At 31.1% G+C, this 1,004-nt stretch carries 2 protein-coding genes; both read left to right on the top strand.

The window, feature by feature from the left end; genetic code table 11:
• On the top strand, window positions 1–376 hold a 376-nt coding region (locus tag EKL98_RS17490), incomplete at its 5' end, for a phosphoenolpyruvate carboxylase (RefSeq protein WP_126563282.1).
• A gap of 52 nt (window positions 377–428) precedes the next feature.
• Window positions 429–944 (top strand): DinB family protein, encoded by a 516-nt coding sequence (locus EKL98_RS17495; RefSeq protein WP_126563283.1) that lies wholly within the window; start codon window positions 429–431, stop codon window positions 942–944.
• Window positions 945–1,004 lie beyond the last annotated feature (60 nt).

Below are 1,004 nucleotides of genomic sequence, written 5' to 3' on the forward strand. Positions count from 1 at the left end.
TTTTAGAACCTTGTTAGAAAACAGTATGATGTCATTGGCAAAATCCTTTTTCCCTTTGACCGCTTATATGAAAAAAGATCCTGAATTTGGAGCATTTTGGCAAATTATATACGATGAGTTTTTAGAAACTAAACGTTTATTATTAAAAATTGCTGGACATAATGAATTGATGGAAAACTATCCTGACGGAAAAGCTTCGATTGATATAAGAGAGCGTATAGTGTTGCCTTTGTTGACCATACAACAATATGCTTTATTAAGAATTAATGAATTGAACAAGGAGCAAAAACCAGATTTAGATTTGATTCAGACTTATGAAAAGATTGTGACTCGTTCTCTTTTTGGAAATACAAACGCAAGTAGAAACTCAGCTTAAAATATAATTTTAGAGTTTAGATTGTTTCGGAGAAAGATTTAAAAATTAATATATGAATTCAAATCAATTGCCAGTAAATGAATATTCTGAATTCAATGCGACGTATATCAAAGCGATTGAAAATGTAGAATTATTGGAAGAATTAGAAATCAGTTTACACGATTTTATCAAATTTGTTCAGAATATTCCAATGGACAAATTTGATTATCGATACGCCGAAGGCAACTGGACTATCAAGGATCTTATCCAGCATATTATCGATGCCGAACGGATTTTTGGTTATCGTGCTTTGAGAATTTCAAGAAATGACCAAACGGCATTACCTGGATTTGAGGAAAATGATTATGTCGAAAATACGAATGCCAATAGTAGAAGTATTCAAGAATTATTAACTGAATTTTCGGCTGTGAGACATTCTAATTTATTACTTTTCAAAAGTTTCTCGGATGAACAATTGATAAGATTAGGAATTGCATCCAATCATCCAATTTCAGTAAGAGCTATTGGTTTCCTAATTATTGGACATATGAAACACCATCAAAGAGTTTTTCAGGAAAGGTATTTGTAGAATTTACCACAAAGGCACTAAGTCGCAAAGTTTAAAAAAAGTTTATAAATTCGGAAATAA

Source organism: Flavobacterium bomense, assembly GCF_003970355.1.